This is a genomic window from Chitinophaga sp. 180180018-3 (assembly GCF_037893185.1).
Classification (GTDB): domain Bacteria; phylum Bacteroidota; class Bacteroidia; order Chitinophagales; family Chitinophagaceae; genus Chitinophaga.
In genome coordinates this window covers 5,691,944-5,713,667 of sequence record NZ_CP140772.1, presented here as the reverse complement: position 1 = coordinate 5,713,667, position 21,724 = coordinate 5,691,944, and the positions used below count along the sequence as shown (strand labels likewise).

Here is a 21,724-nt window from a genome sequence, read left to right as displayed (position 1 = left end):
ATGGATCTGACGGCAAAACTGAATAATCGCTAAATTGATTACTGAACATCCGGGTGTCAAGTCTGTTCAAATTTGTACAAGGAGTTATTTATATGTAATTCAATGGATAACAATTCAGAAATAAAATATATACAAACGTGCCTCGCGCTGGCTGAAGTCCGGTTAAACCGGGGGCCGGGCAGTGAATGGACCAGTTACGATTTCGAAAAAGTGAGTGATGCCATAGCAGAAGCAACAGGTGTGACCCTGAGCGTAACCACCCTGAAACGCCTCTGGGGAAAGGTGAAGTATAACAACATACCCGCCACTACCACGTTGAATGCGTTGGCGCAGTTCGCCGGCTATACCGATTGGCGGACATTTAAGCTGCAGCAGACTCCCTTATCGGCTGTTGCTGCAACAACTATACAGGCGCCGGTATTCCATGAACCGGCCCCGGAAAGTCAGGGCACCGTACCTGCCCTTCTGAAGCGTAGTTCATGGAAATACTGGCTGCTGGCTTTAATCCCGCTACTGGGCATCTTCTACCTGGTATTACTATCCAACGGTAAACCAGGCATACCATTGAACATCGCTGCCTTCCAATTCAGCAGCAACAAGATAAAAACGAACGGAGTGCCTAATTCCGTCATCTTTAATTATGATGCAGCTGCGGCCGGCAGCAACGACTCTGTGTTTATATCCCAGTCGTGGGACGTAAGCCGCAAAATGCCTGTCTCCCGTGATGAAAAAACATATTCTTCTATTTACTATGAGCCTGGTTATTTCAGGGCCAAGCTGATCATTAATAAACAAATCGTTAAAGAGCACGACCTGATGATCAGTTCCGGCGGATGGCTGGCGATGGTACTGAATAAAAACACCAGCCCCGTTTATTTTAAAAGCGACGAGGTATTGAAAGACAGCTTCGTGGATGTTAGTGAAGCGTTGCTATCGCATTACAACATTCCCCTGCTGCCGGCGCCACCGGCGTTGCGGATTTATAACGTACAGGATCTGGGCGATTTCAAAAACGACGATTTCACATTCGAAACCACGCTGAAAAGTGGCTTTCACCAGGGCGCTGCTGCCTGCCAGCATGTGAGTGTACTGTTGCTATGCAAAAACGACGTTTTCATGGTGCCGCTTTGTGCAAAAGGCTGTGTGGGTGATATCACGATGTGGGTAGCAGGCACTTATGTTAACAGTAAAAAAAGCGATCTCTCCCGCTTTGGCTGCGACCTGGACCAATGGGTAACCCTGAGGATAGAAGCACACAACCGCCATGTGCGATTCCTTGTCAATGGTGTTACTGCCTGTGAAGTGAACACCACCCATCCGCCTACGGATATTGTAGGCCTGCAGTACCGCTTCGAGGGTACCGGTGCAGTAAAAGATACCTGGCTGCGAAAGGGCGACCGGCTCGTAACATTCTGATCACTGTTTCCTGTTTTCCAGTATTTCCAGGTAATGAGGGTTATACATAATACCCAGTATGTTTCCGAAAGGATCCAGCACGGAGGCTGTCACAAAGCCATGGCCGCGGTCAGTCACCTTTTCAAATAGTGCAGCGCCCATGCCAAGCAGGGTATCGAGCGTGGCATTCACATCATCCACATGCCAGTAGATCATGGCTCCACCGGTATTTCCGGAGGCGCCTGCCGGTTTATAGCTGGCATCGATCAGGCCCAGTTCGTGCTGATAGTCCCCGACGCGGAATTCTGCATATCCCGGTACTTCAAAATAAGGAGGAATGCCCAGGAATGAAGTATACCATTTTTTGGCAGCCTCATGGTCGGCAGCGAAGAAAGAAACAGTAGCAAAGCCACGTAGTGTATTCATAGTAAAGTGATTTAAAGTAGTGTTGTTTGTTTACAGGTGTAAAACTAGAGAGGGGAAGTGACAGCCCTATGTCAGCAGGAAAAAAAAGATTTTGGGCCAGAGCTTCCTGCCTTCCCTTATACAGAATGCCAACAGAATCCCATTTTAAATTCGGTGAAAATTTATATCATGAAACACTATTTAATCGCAGCATCCCTGTTATGTAGCATAGCAGCATCTGCACAAAAAGTAAATGTGCCTGCCGCTGTAAAAGCTGCATTAGCCAAGCAATTCCCAACTGCTGCCAATGTAAAATGGGAACTGGAAAAAGGTAATTACGAAGCCGGATTCAAAGAAAACAACCAGCATGTATCAGCGGTATTCGACGCATCCGGTAAATGGCTTGAAACCGAATCTGCTATCCCTAAAACCGAGCTGCCGAAACAGGCCGCGGAATACATATCTTCCCACTACAAAAACGGGAAAATAAAAGAAACGGCAAAAATACAAAAGGCTGGCGGGGAAGTAAATTATGAAGTGGAAGTAAACGGGAAAGATGTCATCTTCAACAGTGATGGCACCTTCCTGAAAGAAGAAAAAGGATAAGGCATTGGTATGATTAATATCATATAACGGGCTGACAGATCTCATGGGCGGGGGGAAGTTGTTACGGTAATATTGTAGTAACAAATACCCCCGGTCATGAAAATCTATATCAGCGAAGAAGCATTGGTAAATGAAATCCAGCAAACGTTCCATCGTTTATATCCCCACCTGCGACTGGAGTTCTTTCACCGGCCTCATAAGCTGGGAGCCTGTTCTCCGAAGGAAGACCGGGTGATGCCTGATATGCCCATCGAAAAAATCCGCATGATTCACAGCTTCGGATGGATAGATATAGGGCCTAACCGTACCGCAGCAGAAGTAGAACGCGATTTTGCAGAGCAGTTTGGCCTGAATGTACAGGTGATGCGGCAGGTGAATACACTGTGGCTTACTACTACCGCCACCGATCACCGGACATTAGGCAATCTGGAAGATGGCGGCAGGCCGGGGAGTATCCGTTTTCAGTGGCCGGAAGCAGGCGATAATGATCAGGAATGAGACATTGTATCAAATTGAGTCACTTCACTGTACGAAAATGAACACTTTTATCTATTTTCTCTTTGTAAAATATTGAACCTCAAAATAAAAATTAAATGGCATGTTTCTCACTATTAGCCGTCGAGTGTGGAGAATGCCACTAAGAGATGAAAGAAGATAATCACTTGTGAGCAGCAATGGGTAGATTTGGAAGCGCGACAAAACAAATCCTATGTTCAGAAATTATTTCAAAACGGCTGTTCGCAATTTGTGGAAGCATAAAACCTTTTCTTTCATAAACGTCATTGGTTTAACCATTGGCTTAACAAGTTTTATACTGATTGCATTGTTCATTTTTGATGAACTTACTTTTGACCGCCTGCATAAACATGTTGATAACATTTACCGGGTAGTTGAAAGAAAAACAGATGCAGCAGGTAATACTACCAATAGAGCTGGCGCAGGCCTCCAGGTTTCTGCCAGAGCCAAAACTGATATTCCCGGAATAAAGGATGTGGCACGTATTTCCACCTATAATCGTGCTAATGTTAAACCCAGCGATAACAGAACAAATATTTTCTACGAAGATTTGATAGCAGGCAATGCCGGTATCCTGAGCGTTTTTAGTTTCCCTTTGTTATACGGCGACCGAAGCACAGCGTTAACAGCGCCGCATACTGTTATCATTACCGAAGAATCAGCAAAGAAATTTTTTGGCACCTCAAATGCAGTCGGAAAATTGTTATTGATGTGGGATAGTGTGCCTTTCAGGGTAACAGGCGTGTTGAAAAACTTTCCCGCCAATTCGAGTATTTCATTTAACCTGATGATATCGGAGGCTACTTTTCAAAAAGATGCCGGTGCAGAAGGGTTTTTTTCGAACGACTGGTCCTCCGGCGCTTTTGCGACTTATTTCCTGGTGAGCAACAATACCGATATCCCTGCTTTAAATAACAAACTGGATCATCTTATCGCTGCAAATCATAAAGCAGATGCCGGTGTTCAAAGCCATATGCAATTACAGGCATTGAAAGATGTACATTTTTATTCGAACGATATTGAAGGTGATTCCGGCAAAAAAGGAAATATTTCTTACATATATGTTTTTCTGATCGTTGCCTGCTTTATAATTTTCATTGCCTGCATCAATTACATGAACCTTTCTACTGCGCGGTTTACAAACAGGGGAAAGGAAATTGCCGTGCGCAAAGTTTCAGGAGCTTCAAGAGCAATGCTTATAAAACAATTTTTGGCAGAAGCACTGCTGGTAACAGTGCTTTCCGCGCTTCTTTCGTTGATGCTGGTAAATCTTTTACTGCCTGCTTTTAATTCATTTACAGAAAAACACCTCACCATTAACTTACATACCGATTACCGGATATGGACCGGCGTTTTGTTGATTGTAATGATTGTTACTTTACTGGCGGGTCTTTATCCTGCTTTATTTCAGTCGGGTCTTAATCCCTTATCGTTATTGAAAAGCAAAGTTAAATTAGGACGGGGAAACATTTCTTTGCGGCGCTCACTGGTGGTTTTCCAGTTTATGATTTCAATTGTTCTTATTGCTGCCACTATTATTATTTACGAGCAAATGCAATATGTAAATAATAAAGATATGGGATTTGATAAAGAAAAATCGGTGGTTGTTGCTATCAACAGCGGCGATATTCGTCATGCTGCTGCCACCATTAAAGATGAATTTACAAAGCTGGCACTCGTTAAATCAGCTGCTGCCACGTCGAGGGTTCCCGGCGACTGGAAAACTATTACTTCTGTAAAAGTAAATACCAACGGCAGCAACCCCGCAGATGGGAAAGACATGTTTTTCCTGGGTGTGGATGATCAATTTCTTTCTACATATAATATCAAATTATTAAAGGGCAGAAACTTTTATTCATCGGGTAATGGAGATTCAGCTGCAGTGCTTATTAATGAAACCGCGGCGAAACAGCTTGGTATTACTAATGCCCTGGATCAGACAATAACAATTCCCTCGGCAAGATCGGGAAGTGATTATCGTTCCGGTCTTGAGAAGCCTTTTACCGCCACTGTTGTGGGCATCGTGAAAGATTTTAATTTTCAATCGTTACACGAGTCGATTGCTCCAATGGTGCTGGGTGCGCCTAAAAACCCTGTTCACAATTTCGACTATTTTACCGTGAAGCTCGCAGGCGGTGATGTTAGTGCCACCCTAACGAAAATGAGTGCTATTCTGCGCAGTGTAGACCCGGATAATGTTTTCGAGTATCGTTTTCTTGATAAACAATGGGATTTACTTTATCGGGAAGATAAAATAAGGCAAACCGTTTTTCTCATCGTTGCATTGCTTGCAATTTTCATCGCTGCTTTAGGATTGTTGGGACTTACCATTTATGCGGCGGAGCAGCGTGTGAAAGAAATTGGTATACGCAAGGTATTGGGAGCAAGTGTCAGTGGCATCGTGTGGATGCTTTCAACAGATTTCTTAAAACTGGTGCTGATCGCGGCTGTAATAGCAGTGCCGGTTGCCTGGTTTTTTATGCATAAATGGCTCGAAGATTTTGCTTACCGGATCAGCATCAGCTGGTGGGTTTTTGTTTGGTCTGCCCTCGTGGCTGTCATCATTGCTATGGCCACCATTTGTTTACAGGTGGTAAAAGCAGCCATTGCCAATCCTGTGAAAAGTTTAAAAACAGAATAGCTGCCCAAAAAAGATCCAATGTTGGTCTTTATTTCATTCCGATCTTTTTCCGTTTCATCAGTCTTTATTTCCGTTTCATCCATTTTCTCCCGCTTTCCCTTCCCGCTTCATCAGACATTTGCCATCTAAATATCCAATGGCAATGATGAATATTTTAATCCACAGAAACAGATGGTCTGTATTACTACTGACGGGCTTATCAGTTGTGGCCCTGTATAGCTGTGGGTCCAAAGCCGGCGCCAGCACTGAAGAGGGTGTTATGGCAGTTGCTCCGAAAGAACTCCCTGTAATTACACTGGATACTGCTACAGCTGTCACTACCAGCGATTATGCTGCACAGCTGGAAGGCCGTCAGAATGTGGATGTACGTCCGCAGGTAGATGGGTATATCGAAAAGATCTTCGTGGACGAAGGAAGTGCGGTGAAAGCAGGACAACCGTTGTTCAAGATCAACGACCGGCCTTATGTTGAACAGCTGAATAAAGATATAGCCAGTTTGCATGCTGCAGAATCAGCGGTAACAACAGCGGAGCTGGAGGTAGAAAAGATCAGGCCACTGGTGGCCAATAAAGTGGTAGCTGAAATGCAACTGAAAACAGCCAATGCGGCCCTGCAAACAGCCAAAGCCAATGTGGAACAGGCAAAAGCAGCAGTCGCAGCGGCGCGGATCAATGTGGGTTTTACTACCGTGCATGCCCCTGTGAGCGGCTATATAGGCCGTATTCCCAAAAGGGTGGGTAATCTTGTAGGAAGAAGTGATGCCACTCCGTTAACTACTTTATCGGATATCAGCCAGGTGTATGCTTATTTTTCCATGAGTGAAAATGATTTCATGAATTTCAGTCAGGGTGCTTCAGGAAATACACTGCAACAACAGTTGCAGCATATGCGCCCTGTTACACTGGTGTTATCAAATGGTGAGCTATACGAACATAAGGGACGTATAGAAATGGTAGATGGACAATTTAACAGGAACACCGGCGCTATCAGTCTGCGCGCTACTTTCCCCAACCCGGCCACTACACTCAGATCCGGAAATACCGGCAAAGTGAGGGTAGAACAACTCAATACCAACGCTGTATTGGTGCCTCAGGCTGCTACGCTGGAAATGCAAAATAAAAGATACGTATACCGGGTGGGCGACAGCAACGTGGTAGCCCGTCAGATCATACAAACGGCCGGCAGCGACGGTACAAATTTCATTGTAAAAAGAGGCTTGCAGCGGGGCGACAAAGTGGTAACTGCGGGCATTGAAACCCTCGTGGAAGGGAGTGTGATAAAACCTGCCAAAGACACGCTGTATTCACAGGGAAAATAAAAATCTCCCCGAAAAGATATTGAGCTATGCTTAAAAAGATTATACAAAGGCCGGTATTGGCCACCGTAATTTCTATTATCCTGGTGATCCTGGGATTGGTGGGCCTCTCGCGCCTTCCCATCACCCAGTTCCCGGATATCGCTCCGCCAAGTGTGGTGGTATCCGCTTCATTTCCCGGTGGTAACGCCGCTACTGTACTCCGTTCTGTGGTAACGCCCATAGAAGAAGCGGTAAACGGGGTGGAGAACATGACCTACATACAATCCAACGCCAGTAACGATGGTAGTGCATCTATCACCGTTTTCTTTAAACTCGGTACTAATCCTGATCAGGCAGCTGTGAACGTTCAGAACAGGGTGGCACAGGTGACCAGCCAGCTACCGGCGGAAGTAGTGCAGGCTGGTATCACCACCACTAAGCAGCAGAGTGGTATGATCATGATCCTCGATGTTTATAGCGAGGATAAGAACAAATACGATGAGGCCTTCCTGCAGAACTATGCGAAGATCAACGTGATCCCCGAAATAAAACGTATCCCGGGCGTTGGTCAGGCCCAGATTTTCGGCGCGAAGGATTACTCCATGCGTGTGTGGCTGGAACCCGCTAAACTAACGGCCTTCAGCATCACGCCTGCAGAGGTAATGAACGCTATCCGCGACCAGAGCCTGGAAGCTGCGCCTGGTAAGTTCGGAGAAGGATCTAAGGAACCATTGTCGTATGTTATCAACTATAGCGGAAAATTTAATACTCCGGAGCAGTTCGAAAAAATCGTGATCCGTGTGGCGCCCGATGGAACTGTGTTGTACCTGAAGGATGTGGCGAAGGTGGAACTTGGATCTGCCAGCTATAGTACCGATAACCACCTGGATGGGAAGGATGCCGTTACAATGGCCATCTTCCAGACCAACGGCTCTAATGCCAATGCTATTCAGACAACGATCAAAGAGGTGATGGACCATGCGTCTAAATCTTTCCCTAAAGGCGTGAAATACCATGTTACCATGAGCACCAAGGAGCAGCTGGATGCTTCTATTGATCAGGTGAAACACACGCTGGTGGAAGCATTTATACTGGTGTTTGTGATCGTGTTCCTGTTTCTGCAGGACTTCCGTTCCACCCTGATCCCGGCGATTGCCGTACCAGTGTCGCTCGTGGGAACGTTCTTTTTCCTGCAGATGCTGGGCTTCTCCATCAATATGCTCACTTTGTTTGCACTGGTGCTGGCGATTGGTATTGTGGTAGATGATGCTATTGTGGTAGTGGAAGCCGTGCATAGTAAAATGGAGCGATCGCATCTGCCTGCAAGGGTTGCTACCGTGTCGGCCATGAGTGAGATCACCGGCGCCATTATATCTATTACACTGGTGATGACAGCGGTGTTTCTGCCGGTGGGCTTCATGGAAGGCCCGACAGGCGTATTCTACCGCCAGTTTGCATTTACCCTGGCCGTAGCCATCCTCATCTCGGCATTGAATGCGCTGACGCTCAGTCCTGCTCTTTGTGCGCTGTTCCTGAAAAATACGCACGCCGGAGAAGGAGGAGAGAACAAGCAAAAAGCAGGTGGTTTTGGAAAAAGATTTTTTACCGCTTTCAACACTGGCTTTAATGCCATGACCACAAAATACGGCCGTGGGGTACAGTTCCTGGTGAAACATAAATGGCTGAGCCTCGGTGCACTGGCAGTAGTGCTATTTGCTACCATGTGGCTGATGAGATCCACGCCAAAGGGTTTTATTCCCAACGAAGACGACAGCTTCGTGGCGTTTTCCCTCTCGCTCCCGCCGGGAGCCGGTTTGGATCGTACTACGGACGTGCTGAAAAAAGCAGATAGCATGCTGAAAAGCATGCCGATGGTATCGTCTGCCACTACTATTTCTGGTTATAATATCCTGAGTAATGGGGCAAGCCCTGCATATGCGATGGGATTTATGAAGCTGAAGCCCATCAAAGAACGTCATGAAAATATCAATGAAGTAGTGGAAATGATGACGGCCAAACTGGGCGCTATTAACGAAGGAACTTTCAGCGTGTTCACCTTCCCGACCGTACCCGGTTTCGGTACCTTCAACGGTCTGGAGCTGGTATTGCAGGACCGCACTGGTGGCCCTGTGGAGAAGTTCAGCGAAACGGCCAACCGCTTCATCGGTGAAATGATGCAAACGAAGGAGATAGGCGTGGCATTTACGATGTTTAAAGCCGATTTCCCGCAATATGGGATCGTGGTGGATGCAGTGAAAGCGAAACAGCTGGGCGTGAGCGTGAGCGACCTGATGATGACGGTACAAACGTATTATGGAAGTAATCAGGCGTCCGACTTCAACCGCTTTGGTAAATACTACCGTGTAATGGTGCAGGCTACACCGGAAGCACGTAACACACCAACAAGCCTCGAAGGAGTATTTGTGAAGAACGACAAAGGAGAAATGGTACCGGCTAACAGCATTATAACACTGAAGAAAGTATATGGCCCGGAAATGATGAACCGTTACAACCTGTTCAACTCCATCACCGTAAATGCCATGCCCAAACCGGGAATCAGTACTGGTCAGGCTATACAGGCTGTTGAAAAGCTGGCAGCAGAGAAACTGCCTGCGGGGTATAGCTTCGAGTGGACAGGTCTGAGCCGGGAAGAAAAGAATTCCGGCAACCAGATGGTACTGATTTTTGCGCTGGCCCTGATCTTCGTATACTTCCTGCTGGCCGCACAGTATGAAAGCTATATACTGCCACTGGCTGTGTTGTTGTCGATTCCCACGGGTATATTCGGCGTGTTTGGAGCGATCGCGCTGGCCGGTATTGAAAATAATATATACGTGCAGGTAGGATTGGTGATGCTGATAGGTTTGCTGGCGAAAAACGCCATCCTGATTGTGGAATTTGCCGTGCAACGGCGCCGCGCAGGTAAAACCCTGTTGTCGTCCGCCCTGGAAGCAGCCCGGCTGAGGTTGAGGCCTATCATCATGACCTCGCTCGCATTCGTGGCAGGGCTCATTCCGCTGATGACCGTAAAGGGCCCGTCGGCGCAGGGTAACCACTCTATCAGCATCAGCACCGCCGGAGGTATGTTGTCGGGAGTAATATTGGGTGTATTCATCATCCCGGTATTGTTCGTCGTCTTCCAATACCTGCAGGAAAAAATATCCGGTAAGAAAATATCCGTATTAGCAACACCAGAAAAAGAACCAGCTGTAGTGCATAGCTAACAGCTTAAGGCAAAAGTGATTATTATGAATAAGATATCCTCTTTTCTTCCGACAGTGGCGCTGTTTTTCAGCGTATTTACTGCCTGCAGGGTAGGAAAAGATTTTACCCGGCCGTCGGTGGCGATACCTGCAAAGTACAGGGGCGACAAAACACCAGCGGCAGATACAAGTAACGTAGGAATGTTGTCTGTAAGAACATTTTTCACTGATCCGGTTTTACGCACCCTGATTGATAGTGCCATTGCAAAGAATTTAGATTTGCAGGTGGCTGTGAAAAATGTGAGCGTTGCAGAGCAGGCGGCGAAAGCCGCCCGCCTGGGCGCTCTGCCGGAGCTGCAATTACAGGTACAGGCAAACCGTAACTGGCCTTCCAAAAACAGTTTGAATGGTTCGTTGTCTCAACAGTTTATGGGCACTAAATACATGGACGACTATAACGCCAACCTGGGACTGACCTGGGAGGTGATTGCCTGGGGAAAGATCAGCCGGCTTAAAGAAGCAGCGTTGGCAACCTATCTGCAAAGCACAGAAGCATCAAAAGCAGTGCAAACGAGGATCGTTAATGATGTGGCACAAGGGTATTACAGCCTGTTGATGCTGGATGCACAAAAGGAGATCGCGTTGAAGAACCTCGCGCTCAACGACAGCACCCTGCAAATGATGTCGCTGCAATTCACCTCCGGTCAGATCAACAACCTGGCAATAGAGCAAACCCGTGCCCAGCGACAGGTGGCAGCCGCATTGGTGCCGAAGATAGAACAGATGATCAGCGCCCAGGAAAACGCCCTGCAGCTGCTCACCGGCGAGATGCCCGGCGCTATTATCCGCAACGCCCGGTTAACTGATACCCAGCCGGATTCCACCCTGGCAGCCGGTGTACCTGCTTCCATCCTGGCACAGCGCCCGGATGTACATGCCGCGGAACTGGCAGTGAAGGTGGCTAATGCCAAAGCCGGCGCCGCACAGGCAGCCATGTATCCGGCCCTGAATATCACGGCCACCGCGGGTGTTAACGCATTTAAAGCAGGCAATTGGTTCAATATACCTGGCAGCCTCTTTGAAACAGTAGGCGGCAGCATCACACAACCCATCTTTCAGCGCAGAAGACTCAAAACAGATTGGGAAACCGCGAAAATAGAAAGGGATAAATCAACACTCGAATTCAGAAAACAGGTGATTACCGCCGTAGGAGAGGTGTCTGATGCGCTGGTGAAAATAGACAGGCTGAAAGCCCAGCATGATCTGACACTGGAGCGGGTGCAACAGCTGCAAAGTGCTACCCGCGATGCCGGCCTGCTGTTTCAAAGTGGTATGGCCACTTATCTGGAAGTGATCACTGCACAGGGAAATGTATTACAAGCTGAACTGGATCTGGCCACCTTACAGCGCGACCGCCTCGGCGCTGCCGTAGACCTCTACAGGAGCCTCGGCGGAGGATGGAAATAAGCCCGATTTAGTTATTTTTAGGGACAGATATACATTTCCTTTAAATGCAGATACTGAAGAGCAATATCAAAACGTCACAGCAAAAGATCTTTAACAGGTACTACAGGATATTTATTATCCCGATGATATTCATCCTGTATTACCTGTTATCCTACGTGGTTAATCCCTATAGCTCCTACTGGAATGAAATCCTGAGCGCTACCTGGGATAAGATTCTTACAGAAAACCTGATCATTATGATCACGTGCTGGGCCATCACCGAAACAAGCCTTATATCGGCCCGCTGGCTGGATACGGTAATGCCCTGGGAGAAATGGCCCGTCAGGCGTTTTATTGTACAGCTCTGTTATCAAATCATCTCTGTATTCATATTATTGGGTATTCTTTATCTCATACTAACACTCATCTTTGGGCCGCCGCCCGACAAACCGGCTACTACACTGGAAAAGCTCGATCAATGGCAGTTCGTGTTTGTTTGCGTCATGCTTTCCATCCTCATCAGCGCTGTACATACCGGGAACTTCTTCCTGCAGCGATGGAAAACTTCCATGCTGGAAGCGGCCGACCTGAAACTCAAAGCGGCAGAGCTGAAGCAGGTAGCCATGCAGGCCCAGTTACAATCACTGAAACTGCAACTGGATCCACATTTTATGTTCAATAATTTCAGTACACTATCGGCATTGATTGAGGAAGATAAGGACCTGGCCATGTCCTTCCTGGAAAACCTTGCCCGCGTATATCGCTATATGATACTGAACCTCAATAACGATATCATCAGCCTCAAAGAAGAACTGAAGTTTATACAAGCCTACATCTACCTGATTAAAATAAGACATGGCGACAACGTGGATATCAGCATAGACGTAACAGACGATATTTCCGCCCGTGGTATTCCACCCATCACCCTGCAATTGCTGATAGAAAATGCGATCAAACATAACGTGGCGTCCGGTGAACAACCTTTGCACATCCGCATCTGCAGCGATGGCGATAAACAACTGGTAGTAAGTAATAACCTGCAGCGCATCCCCAATACCCTGCCTTCTTCCAGGCTGGGACTGGAAAATATCCGCAACCGTTATCTGCTGTTATCGGAACTTACTACCATCGTGAAAGAAGAAAACAACCATTTTATAGTAATGTTACCGTTACTTGATATTTAAAACAGAACAGTATGAGAGTAGTGATCATTGAAGATGAAAAACATAACGCTAACCGCCTTAAAAACCTGCTGCTGGATATACATCCGGACATAGATATTGCTGCCGTGCTGGATACTGTTACTGCCAGTGTTGCCTGGTTTAAATCCAATCCGCACCCAGATGTAACGTTAATGGATATACGTCTTGCAGATGGATTGTCGTTCGATATATTTCAGCAGGTGAAACTGGATTGCCCCGTTATCTTCACCACGGCTTACGACGAATATGCCATCCGTGCTTTTAAAGTGAACAGCCTGGATTACCTGTTGAAGCCGGTAGAGAAAGACGATCTGCGCCTGGCGCTGGACAAGGTCTGCGAACTGACCGCTAAGCCCGACAACCTGGATATGGTACAGCAGATGCTGGAACTGCTGAAGCAGAAAGAAATCAGCTACCGTACCCGCTTCATGCTGCCTTTCCGCGACGGTTACAAAACCGTACTGGCGGATGATGTGGATTTTATTTACTACGCTAATAATGTCACTTACCTGGTGTTGAGAGATAGTAGCCAGGTAGCTGTTACCCTCACGATGGACGACCTGGAAGAGCAACTGCATCCTAATCAATTCTTCCGTGCCAACCGTCAGCATATTATCAACGTCAACAGTATCGACAGTATTTACAATTATTTTAACGGGAAACTTAAAATTCAGCTGAAACGGGATCCGGAAAGGGAAGTGCTGGTGAGTAAAGAGAAAGTGCCGTTGTTCAAACAGTGGCTCGATAAATAACAATAATGGCGCTGTTGCTATTGCAACAACGCCATTGTATATCAGACATCATCAATTTTTTTCTGCCAGCGATATCATAGCTGCTACTTCCGCTACTGCTGCATCTTCGCCCCCGGTGAAACCGGTGAACCGGAAACGGATATTACCGCGTTTGTCGATCACAAACTTGGTAGGTATTCCTTTCACGCCGTAACTATCTACTACTTTGTTTACGCCGGTAGCCGGATCTTTCAGGTCCATCAGCACTTCAAAAGGGTAATTGTTTTTAGTCACAAAACTTTTTGCACTTTCTGCGGCATCGGCATCCTTCTCCCAGGTATGTATGAAGAGAAATACTACGTTGGGATCTGATTTGTATTTTTCGAGCGCCTTCTTCATCGCAGGGAAAGAGGCCTTGCAGGGGCCGCACCAGGTGGCCCAGAAATCCAGTACTACCGTTTTCCCTTTGAGCGAAGAAAGAGAAACGCTTTTCCCATCCACATCTTTCAGTACAAAATCTGAGGCTGGTACGTTAATGATTTGTTTGGCCATTTCCTCGCGCACCTTTTCATCCAGGCCACCTTTCAGTGAATCAACGTAAGCGTCGAATCCGTTATTGCCTCTTACCTTGCTGTAAGCGGTGGCCAGTAAGGCTTTACTGTCGTTGTTCAGCATGCCGCGGGCAGCCACATCGCTCAGGCGGTTGAATGCTTCCGGGTAATCGCCTTTTGCGATCAACGTCCGGGCGTACATCATGCTTACGACCGGGTTCGGTGGGGTTTCTGCAGCCAATGCCCGGTGGATATAAACTAATGCAGAGTCATACTCTTTGTTGTCGTACAGGCATTGGGCATAAGTGCTCAGGTAGCCGGGGTAGCCGATAGCGGCAAATCCGGCGCCCGTTTCGTTTTTACGGGTGGTCCTGAATTCATACGCATCTTCTATCGCTTTTCTCAGCAATGGTTTCGCTTCAGCCACATGCCCCTTTCTGATCAGTACACCTGCAGTTCCCGCCCATCCCTGTCCTTTCCAGAAAGGGGATTCAATGCTGTTAGCATATTCAACAGCTTTAGCCACATTATCGGCCTGGGCATAGGCAGTGCCAACAGAATTTCTGGCATAATCATATATAATCCTGTCGTTGCCGAATTTGCGGGGCGGGAATTTTTTTACCCATTCTTTATACATTGTTTCCTTTTTAACAGGATCCTTTTCATTGTATATCGGCTCTACCTGCTTATCTCTAACGGTGATGCCTATAGGGAATTTCTTCGCTGCTGCTGCAAAAACCGAATCAGATACATTGCCTTTCTTCAGCTGATAAAAATATCTCCCTGCTGTGCGCCAGTCGGTTTCTTTTTTGCTTTTCAGCAACGAATACATTTTTGTTTCGAGCAAACTATGGTCTTTTTCATCTCCTTTCACCAGCCGATCGTAATACTTTATCAGCGAGTCTTGTGAGATATTTTTCTGGGCTTGAACTTTCCCGGTGTTGGCAAGCAGGCCGCAACCGAGAAATACGGGGATCAGTTTTTTCATTTGTTGGTTTTTAACGTTGGTAATTAATTCGTATATCCAGGGTTTTGTGTCAATGCAGGATTAGCTACCCGTTGTGCATCCGGAATAGGATAAAGGATAGCCGTACTTTTCCACGTTGCAGGGCGCATGCCTCCCAGTACATCATCTGCGCGGGTTTTGCCGGCGTTGATGATGCCAGGTGTACGTTTGAGATCGAACCACCGGTGTCCCCATTCTCCAAACAACTCTGCCGCTCTTTCTTTTTCAACGGCCAGCAACAGATCCGGTTTGGATATATTATTATCCAGCAAGGGCAGGCCTGCCCGTTTACGGATACTGTCTACATCCGCAACGGCGCCGCCCAGATTCCCCAGCTGTGCGCGGGCTTCTGCACGTATGAGGTACTGTTCTGCCAGGCGGAGCATTACGTTGTATTCATTACCGTTGGTGGTACCGGCTGCCAGCACCCGCAGCTTGTATTTGGTGATCACTTTATAGTTAGTGCCGCCGATTACTGTGGGAGCCACCCAGGCAGTTTTGCGCAGATCGCCTGCTTCAAGACTGTTATAGAGTGTATCCGTTAACGTTACTGCCGGCACTGTACCTGTAGCGGCAGCGTAGCTGCCTCCATTAGGGTCGGTATTGGTGGTATAAATAGAAAGACCGGTTAAGGTAGCCAGCTGCCAGATTACTTCGCTGCTGGTGTTGGTGAAGGTTGCATTCAGATCCCGGTTCAGGCTGTATACACCCGATCCTATTACTGCACCGGCGGTTGTTTCCGCCTGCTGCCAGTTTTGGGTATACAGGTAAGCCCTTGCCAGCAGCGCATTCGCCGCCTGGCGGTTGATCCTTGTTCGCAGTGTAGCCGGATAGCTGTCTGTAAGCAGGCCCTGTGCATCGGTCAGATCTTTGATGATCTGTTGCCACACCTGCGCCGCCGGTGTTCTGGCCAGCGTTGCGTTGGCAATAGGATCGTCCGTCAGTGGCATGGGCACATCACCAAAGTAGTTGACCAGCTGAAAGAGCATGAAGGCACGCCATGTTTTGATTTCACCTGTCAGCTGGCTTTTGACGGAAGCCGACAGGGTATTGCTTTTCGTGATGCCGGCCAGCATGGCATTGGCCTGCGCGAGTACTGCATAGTTACCATACCATAGCGTATTGGCTACAAGGCCATTGGTAACGGTAATACTGTTACTTTTAAACTCATCATATGAAGGACCGGGCACATTATTCTGCAATTCGTTCGCAGAAATGCCGGGCAGCTCACTCATGGGAAATAACCCACTACGGGTATAACTGTTGTTATAGATACCCAGCACGGCACTGCTGGCAGTGGCATCTGATGCGAAGCTCTGATCCAGTCCTACCTGGGTAACAGGAGGGCCTATTTCTACCAGTTTCCTGCAGGAAGTAAATATGCTTCCTGTTAATAGTAAAGCCGTTATTATTTTTTTATTTATAGAGAGATGTAACATAAGGATCCGTTTTTAGAATGAGCAATTGATACCAAATACAATTGTCCGCAGCGGTGGCATGGCTATAGCCCCGGTGCCCAATCCGGGTGCGCCGCCGGGCGTGCTCGTTTCAGGGTCGTAGATATATTTATTCTTCGCCCAGGTGAACAGGTTCTGGCCTTCTGCATACAACTTCAGGTTGCTGAGTTTCATTTTAGCCGTCCATGAAGCCGGCAGGGTATACGCCAGGCTCAACGACCGTAGCTTCAGGTAACTGGCGTCGCCCCATATTGCAGTAGAACTGTAATACGGCGTATAGCCGTTGTAGATAGGGGTGCCAGAGGTGGAGGTGGCAGCAGGGTAGGCAGCTACATCGCCCGGTTGCCTCCATCTGTCGAGCAGTGAAGTATTCTGATTACTTCTGCTGCTGCCTATTGGTATGCTGAAATTATTAGTGACGCCTTTGCGATGATTGAACTGGAAGAAGAAACTAAAATCCCAGTTCCGCCAGGTGAATGTGTTGTTTAGCCCGCCAAAATAAGGTGTTCCCGGCGAAATGATTTTCCTGTCGTTGTTAAAGTCGATCACGCCATCCTTGTTCAGATCCTCATACTGCGGTATACCTGTTGCCGGATCGTAGCCGTTATACACATACCTTCTCACCAGGTCTATCGGTTGCCCTACGAGATAACTGCTGGCATAGAACGATTTTTCGATGCCCGGGAATTCCACCAGTTTATTCCGGGGAAAGGTGATGTTGAAGGAAGTGTTCCAGGAGAAGTGCCGGGAACGGATGTTAGCCGTGGTCAATTCCAGTTCCACACCCGAGTTCTGCACCAGCGCAGGCATGTTAACGGTGTAGCTGTTGTAGCCGGATTGGGTGGGCAATGCGGCGGAGAGCAGCTGATCAGCGGAACGGTTACGGTAGTAATCACCTGTGAACTGGAAGCGGCCATTCAGTATAGCCAGTTCCAGCGCAAATTCCAGTTTACGGGTGGTTTCCCACTTCACCCCGGGATTGGGAAGTGTGGCGCGGTAAAGGGCCGATTGCCCCTGATAGGTACCTGCTGATGAAAGCAATGGGAGATAGATATAGTTAGATATCTGGTCGTTACCGGTGGTACCATAACTGGCTCTTAGCTTACCCATGTTCAGCCATGGAAAATTGTTTTCTATAAACGGCTCCTGGCTGAAGATCCAGGCAGCGCCTACAGCGCCGAAGTTTCCGAAAATATTATCAGGACCGAACCTGGAAGAAGCATCCCTGCGAAAGGTAACATTCAGCAGGTATTTTTCCAGATAGCTGTAATTCACGCGGCCGAATAAAGAGGCATATTTATAATCGAAGTAATTGCTGGAATTAAGCGTAATCAATCCGGCGCCGGTCAGTGAGCCAATCAGTGCTTCGTTGCTGTAGTTCTGACCGCTGATGCTCATGCTGGTCGACAGGCTTCTCTGGTAAGTACCACCTACCATCAGATTGAGCCGCCCGTTCTTCATACCATAGCTGTAATCCAGTGTAGGTTCCACAATATAGTTCTGTGTTTTGCCATTGGCGAAGGTGGCAGAAGTAGTGGGGTTGTTGACCGGATTCTGTGTAGATGCCGGCAGTCCTGCATTCTGATCCAGCTGTGTGTTCGTAAAGCCCAGGTTTACTTTGAAGTTCAGGTTTTTGATGATGGTGTAACGCAAATTGCCGTTGGCCATGAAGTTACCGGTGTTGCCGTTATACTTGCGTTGCAGCAACGCTATGGGATTGTTGAATCCCTGCGACCATACCAGTTTACCATCTTTATCATACAAAGGCATATTGGGAGGCAGGTTGTACATGGCTATCATGTCCGCTACCGGCAGTATGGTTTTGTCGTTTGAATAATTAGCAGTAACAGCCGCATAGAATTTATTGTTGGAAGATGTGTGATCGGCGGAGAGACGTCCGGTGATTCGCTGATCGTTGAAGTTACCGGGATACACCGTAGTTTCCTTATGATATCCGCCACTGAGCAGGAAGTGAGTGTGGGTATCTCCACCTGATATGGAAGCCTGTGCATCTGTGCTGTGAGCGGTACCTCCTGCGAGGAAACGTTGCCAGTCGGTATACGCTGTCTGATCCCAGACGGTGAGTTCCGGTGCATTGGCTGTAGTAGGAGTAAGGCCGTCATTTTTGAACGCTTCTTTTCTCAGATCCAGGTATTGCTGTGTATTCATCATGGGAATAAACCGTGATACCTTTCCTGTTCCCGTATATACGTTAGCGTTAATCCTTGTTTTTCCGGTTTTACCTTTTTTAGTGGTAATGAGGATTACGCCGTTGGCGCCCCTTGCGCCATAGATAGCCGTTGCGTCTGCATCTTTCAATACATCTATACGCTCAATATCATCCGGGTTGATCATACTGAAAGGACTGATACCGCCATTGGCACCGCTGGCACCATAAGTGTTAAGATTATCGGAAGGTGGATAGCCGCCGGTGTAGGCGCTGAATGGCACACCATCAATTACGTAAAGAGGCAGTGTACCATAGCTCATGGAACCCTGACCGCGGATCTGCACCACTGCTGCACTTCCGGGCAGTCCGTTTTGCTGGGTGATTTGCATACCAGGAATACGGCCAGGCAATGTTGCCAGCGGGTTGGCTACCGGCTGCTTCCCGATTTCCTGTGCGGTGATGCTGCTCACAGAGCCGGTATTCATACGTTTGGTAGTAGTGCCGTAACCGATGATCACCGCTTCATCCAGCGACTTTGTTTGTTCGTTTAGTGTAACGTTCACGATAGTACGGCCATTCAGTGGTATCCGCTGCTGTTCGTACGAAACATAGGAAAATAACAACACCGCATCAACAGGCGCGCGCGGAAGCATATATTCTCCCTTTTCGTTGGTCATCGCCCCGAACGGTGTGCCTGGTATTACCACAGAAACAGAAGGCAGGGGAGTACCTTTGGCATCGGTGACCAGCCCCCTGACGATGACCGCATTGTTGACCTGTTTCACACCGGCATCAGATTCGTTTTTAAATCGCACAGCAATAAACTTCCCCGACCGCGAAAAGGTAAGCGGCTGATGATTGAAAAGTTCTTTCAATACCTCGTCCAGTTCCTGATTTTTTACAGCGATGTTCACAGGAACCGCCTTGTTCAGGTGGCTCTTGCCATAGATAAAACTACAGCCAGTTTGCTTTTCAATTTCCCTGAAAGCATTTACGAGGGCACCGGCTCTCATATGCATGGTCACCTTTTGTGCAAAAGTCTGGCTGGCCATCAACAGGCATCCGGAAAGCAGGCATATACGGATATAGGCGGTTCCCGATCTTCCAGCGGCCCATGATGGCAGGCATAGCATGCTCATTAGCTTTTTTACAAGCATCTTTGGTTGATTTTTGATTAATAATAATGCCGCTATTCTATTGCGGTTAGATTCAGATAATACTTTCCCTGCCGGTAAGTCTGGTGGCACTTACATATGTATATATAGTCTGGTGCACAATTATTTGATCACGGTAATTCTCCGTCCGTCAATTTTAAAGTGTACGAGATTGGTCATCTCCAGCAAACTCAATAACTGAGATACCGGTACATCTCTCGGGATCTTAGCTATAAACAGGTCTTTAACATCTGCCTGGTAGATCACTTCTACATTATAGTATCGTTGCAACTCCGACATAATGGTGCTGATATCCGCGCCATCGAAATAAAACATTCCTTCTTTCCAGGCCAGTGCTTCTTCCAGATCTGCATTCGTATCTATTTGCAATTTACCGTTGTGCTCCAGTATGGCCTGTTCGCCAGGACGCAGCAACTGCGATGCAGCCGGTGTATTAACTTTCACCGCACCGCCTACCAGGGTAACTTTCAGCTTACCTTCGTCCTGAAAGATCCGCAGGTTGAAAGCCGTGCCCAATACATCCACCGAGCTGTTGCCCGCCTTTACACTGAAGGGCTGATTGCTGTTGGCAGCTACTTCGAAATATGCCTGTCCTGCTACGGTGACGGTGCGGTTGTTGCCATTGAACGTTGTAGGATAGGTAAGAGACGAACCCGCATCGAGCCAAACCTTCGTACCATCGGCCAGTACGATCGACAGTGGTTGGCTGCCGGCAGGCAGCTGGATGGTATTAAGACTGCTGGTACTACCAACGCCGTGGTAAACGATCTGCCCGTTGGCGCCTTTCGAAACGCTTACCTGGCCCTGTACGGCGAGCGTGCCGCTGCCGGCGCTGTCCAGCAATATTTGCCTGCCGTTGCTGAGGGTCAGCATGGCATGATTACCCGTGGGCGCTTTGATATCATTGCGGAATCGCTCGGATTGCGGTAATAGTTTTTCGGTAGTGCTGTGCTTATAAAAGAAATAACCAATACTCATTAACAGCACCAGCGCAGCAGCGGCAGCGGTTCGTTTGTACCATACCCTCATCGGCCGCACCTTCCCGCGTTCCAGCATCGGCTGGAGCCGCTGACGGATAGTAGCCTCTATTGATGCTTTATCCCCGAATACCGTTTCATCCCAGGTATTCTGTTGCATGAATGCGTTGAATAACTGGTTGTATTGTATCAATTCCGCGTCTGTGGCGGTTCCGGATACAACTTTTTCTGTTAGTATCGTTATTTCTTCCCTCGTCATATGGCGACTGTCCTATACATAGGCAATCCTGAAAGAGGATACCCTTAAAAGGAATCCAAATTTTTTAAAAAAAATCTGTCAATGACAGTGGGCAACAACAGGAAGTAGTAACATGGCCAGCAGATGAGGATCTACAGCCGCGCGTATCCGTTTCAGCGCAATGGTTTTCTGCGCTTCCACGGTTTTAATGGAGATGTTGAGTAAGTCGGCGATTTGCTGATTAGTAAGCCTGTTATCCCTGCTGAGGAGAAAAATCTCCCGGCATTTTTCAGGCAATTGGCTGATCACCTGTTGGATAATCACCTTCAGGTCATTCAGTTCCAGCAGGTCCTGCGGGCCCGGCGCTGCCGGTAAAGTGATATCCGCAAGTTCCGCATAAAAATCTTCCCGGATTTTCCCGGATTGAATATAATTGGCTACTTTAAACCTGACTGCACTGCGTAAATAAGCGGGCACAGCGTGTATATCCAGCTGCTGGCGCTTCTCCCAAAGCCATACAAAAATGTCCTGTACAATATCCATGCTGGCGTCCTGGTCCCTTAAAAGAAAATAAGCCGCCTGGTACATACCAGACCAGTGGCGGGAGTAGAGCAGATCAAAAGCGTTCACATCACCCTTCTTCAACATGCTTATCAGTTCCAGGTCACTATAAGAGTTATCCCTTATCAAATTCTAGCATTTTCTGTC

General features: G+C 47.7%; 15 protein-coding genes. 9 read left to right on the top strand and 6 right to left on the bottom strand.

The window, feature by feature from the left end; genetic code table 11:
• Positions 1-102: 102 nt before the first annotated feature.
• Complete coding sequence (locus tag UNH61_RS22230) at positions 103-1,416, top strand: hypothetical protein (protein WP_326994206.1); 1,314 nt, start codon at positions 103-105, stop codon at positions 1,414-1,416.
• Here the strand turns inward: UNH61_RS22230 and UNH61_RS22225 are convergent, their stop codons facing one another.
• Positions 1,417-1,821 (bottom strand): VOC family protein, encoded by a 405-nt coding sequence (locus UNH61_RS22225; RefSeq protein WP_326994205.1) that lies wholly within the window; start codon positions 1,819-1,821, stop codon positions 1,417-1,419. It lies immediately after the preceding gene.
• A gap of 168 nt (positions 1,822-1,989) precedes the next feature.
• Here UNH61_RS22225 and UNH61_RS22220 point away from each other — a divergent pair, with 168 nt between their 5' ends.
• From UNH61_RS22220 to UNH61_RS22185, 8 genes are all read left to right on the top strand, one after another.
• Positions 1,990-2,406, top strand: a complete 417-nt coding sequence (locus tag UNH61_RS22220; RefSeq protein ID WP_326994204.1) for a PepSY-like domain-containing protein — start codon at positions 1,990-1,992, stop codon at positions 2,404-2,406.
• Positions 2,407-2,502: 96 nt separating this feature from the next.
• On the top strand, positions 2,503-2,904 hold the full coding sequence (locus tag UNH61_RS22215) for a hypothetical protein (RefSeq protein ID WP_326994203.1): 402 nt from the start codon (positions 2,503-2,505) through the stop codon (positions 2,902-2,904).
• Positions 2,905-3,115: 211 nt separating this feature from the next.
• Entirely contained in the window at positions 3,116-5,563 is a 2,448-nt protein-coding gene (locus tag UNH61_RS22210) for an ABC transporter permease (RefSeq protein WP_326994202.1), read from the top strand.
• A 142-nt stretch (positions 5,564-5,705) separates the two neighbouring features.
• A complete protein-coding gene (locus tag UNH61_RS22205) occupies positions 5,706-6,881 on the top strand; it encodes an efflux RND transporter periplasmic adaptor subunit (protein ID WP_326994201.1) in 1,176 nt (391 codons plus the stop codon).
• Between the two features lie 26 nt (positions 6,882-6,907).
• A complete protein-coding gene (locus UNH61_RS22200; RefSeq protein ID WP_326994200.1) occupies positions 6,908-10,084 on the top strand; it encodes an efflux RND transporter permease subunit in 3,177 nt (1,058 codons plus the stop codon).
• A gap of 24 nt (positions 10,085-10,108) precedes the next feature.
• Positions 10,109-11,530 (top strand): efflux transporter outer membrane subunit, encoded by a 1,422-nt coding sequence (locus UNH61_RS22195; protein ID WP_326994199.1) that lies wholly within the window; start codon positions 10,109-10,111, stop codon positions 11,528-11,530.
• A gap of 44 nt (positions 11,531-11,574) precedes the next feature.
• Positions 11,575-12,693, top strand: a complete 1,119-nt coding sequence (locus UNH61_RS22190; protein ID WP_326994198.1) for a histidine kinase — start codon at positions 11,575-11,577, stop codon at positions 12,691-12,693.
• 11 nt (positions 12,694-12,704) lie between these two features.
• Positions 12,705-13,463: a LytTR family DNA-binding domain-containing protein gene (locus UNH61_RS22185; protein WP_326994197.1), complete on the top strand. Its 759-nt coding sequence runs from the start codon at positions 12,705-12,707 to the stop codon at positions 13,461-13,463.
• A gap of 51 nt (positions 13,464-13,514) precedes the next feature.
• Here the strand turns inward: UNH61_RS22185 and UNH61_RS22180 are convergent, their stop codons facing one another.
• From UNH61_RS22180 to UNH61_RS22160, 5 genes are all read right to left on the bottom strand, one after another.
• Entirely contained in the window at positions 13,515-14,981 is a 1,467-nt protein-coding gene (locus UNH61_RS22180; protein WP_326994196.1) for a redoxin domain-containing protein, read from the bottom strand.
• A gap of 23 nt (positions 14,982-15,004) precedes the next feature.
• Positions 15,005-16,438 carry a RagB/SusD family nutrient uptake outer membrane protein gene (locus tag UNH61_RS22175; RefSeq protein ID WP_326994195.1) on the bottom strand — a complete coding sequence of 478 codons (1,434 nt, stop codon included), beginning with the start codon at positions 16,436-16,438 and terminating at the stop codon, positions 15,005-15,007.
• 12 nt (positions 16,439-16,450) lie between these two features.
• Entirely contained in the window at positions 16,451-19,783 is a 3,333-nt protein-coding gene (locus UNH61_RS22170; RefSeq protein WP_326994194.1) for a TonB-dependent receptor, read from the bottom strand.
• Positions 19,784-19,903: 120 nt separating this feature from the next.
• Complete coding sequence (locus UNH61_RS22165; RefSeq protein WP_326994193.1) at positions 19,904-21,037, bottom strand: FecR domain-containing protein; 1,134 nt, start codon at positions 21,035-21,037, stop codon at positions 19,904-19,906.
• Positions 21,038-21,115: 78 nt separating this feature from the next.
• Positions 21,116-21,706 carry an RNA polymerase sigma-70 factor gene (locus UNH61_RS22160; RefSeq protein ID WP_326994192.1) on the bottom strand — a complete coding sequence of 197 codons (591 nt, stop codon included), beginning with the start codon at positions 21,704-21,706 and terminating at the stop codon, positions 21,116-21,118.
• Positions 21,707-21,724 lie beyond the last annotated feature (18 nt).